Genomic DNA, 1,470 nt, shown 5'->3' with positions numbered 1-1,470 from the left:
AGCGTAGCAAGTCGCTGGAACATGTTTTTATCCAGGTTACGTTGCTGGGAGTAATTAATCTCTTCCAGTGTAGTTCGTTGCTTAAAGTGGGCTTGTTTGAGCAGCCTGTTAGTCTTCTGATGCAGTCGGGCTTCCCATTGATGATCGGTGAGCAAGCCCAGATACTCATCTGTGGTCATCGATGTTTGCTGACTGGAAGCAAGATGTTGCTCATGTAGCTCAGCCATGGCTTGCAGTCGCATGGCACGTAGTTTTTCGCATGTTTGTGCGTTGTTCATATTCTAATGTATTTAATGGTTATTGATAGTAATTAGCCCCTCGTATGTTACTATGCGCCGGGATGTGTGGAGCCTGCTTGTCCATCTGGTCAAAATCCAGATCTAGTTCTTCCTGTTTGTTGAGTAAGATATTTTTAACCAGCCCGTATTTGTATTCTCCCAGGTCACAGGCTCGCTTGCAGGCTTTGTTGAGCCGGTCACTACCATGATCACTGCCCAATTGAAGGATTCCGTTTGCTCGTTTGTAGTTGATTTCAGGGTAATCAGCATTGGTGAAAAGGCCTTTCATAAACTTAACCACAGCTTCACCATGTTTGCAGGACTTCTTCTCGAAGAAGCTGGGACTCCACTGCGAGTAAGCTTTATGAGTACTGCTAAGGTGGTTTTTATCGGTGATATAGGCTCCTTTCACCGGATTACGGTGATGGCTGGCTATGCGGTGATGGTTGTGATAAACTTCAACCCAATCTTGAGTATAGTGGATTTGTGTCTGACTGCCTATATAACGATACGGAACACTGTAGTAGGTTTTATCAGGTGAGAAGTAGACATACCCCATCTTCTGCACTTTGGCCCTACAGTAATCTTTTAGTTGATACGGGTTGTTGGGTAAGGGCTTTAGGTAGCCTCTGTCCAATGACTGGTATAGTTCTCTACGGCTGGCTTCTTTCCGCTGAAAAAGCAGGTCATTATAAATCTGAAGTTGTTTACTGACCTCTGTATTGAGATCTGTGAGGCTAAAGAAGGTCATTTGTCGGATGGGATAAAATATCCGTTGATAAACTAGGCGAACAGCGCTTTCTACCAATGCCTTGTCCTGTGGTGCGTAGCTGCGGGTAGGGTTTATTGCGCAATTGTAATGCAGTGCAAACTCCTTAAGTGATCGATTGATATCAGCCTCGTATTTACTGGCTTTGGTCACTGCTGACTTTAAGTTGTCAGAGACAATAGCCTTAGGCACTCCTCCAAAAAACGCTAATGCGTTAGCCAGGCAGGTGAGAAAATCTTCTCGCTTTTGACTGTTACAGGCTTCCACATAAGTGTATTGGCTACAGGGAAGGATAGCTACAAAGACTTCTGCTTCTTTAATTTCACCAGTTTGCTTATCTACTACAGATAGCTTTTTGCCGGAAAAGTCAACAAACATCTCGTGACCTGCTTTGTGATCCAGCTTCATGGAGCCCTTTTCTCG

2 protein-coding genes are annotated in these 1,470 nt (G+C 44.5%); both read right to left on the bottom strand.

The genetic code is table 11. From position 1 onward, the window contains the following. On the bottom strand, positions 1-278 hold a 278-nt coding region (locus tag C7460_RS23415; protein ID WP_221409621.1), incomplete at its 3' end, for an ATP-binding protein. A gap of 19 nt (positions 279-297) precedes the next feature. Then, the coding region (gene istA / locus C7460_RS23410) for an IS21 family transposase (protein WP_115870564.1) at positions 298-1,470 on the bottom strand (1,173 nt) is incomplete at its 5' end.

Source organism: Marinoscillum furvescens DSM 4134 (assembly GCF_003386095.1).
In the GTDB taxonomy this organism is placed as follows: domain Bacteria; phylum Bacteroidota; class Bacteroidia; order Cytophagales; family Cyclobacteriaceae; genus Marinoscillum; species Marinoscillum furvescens.
The sequence above is the reverse complement of the archived record's forward strand: the minus strand, read 5'-3'. Positions and strand labels throughout refer to the sequence as shown.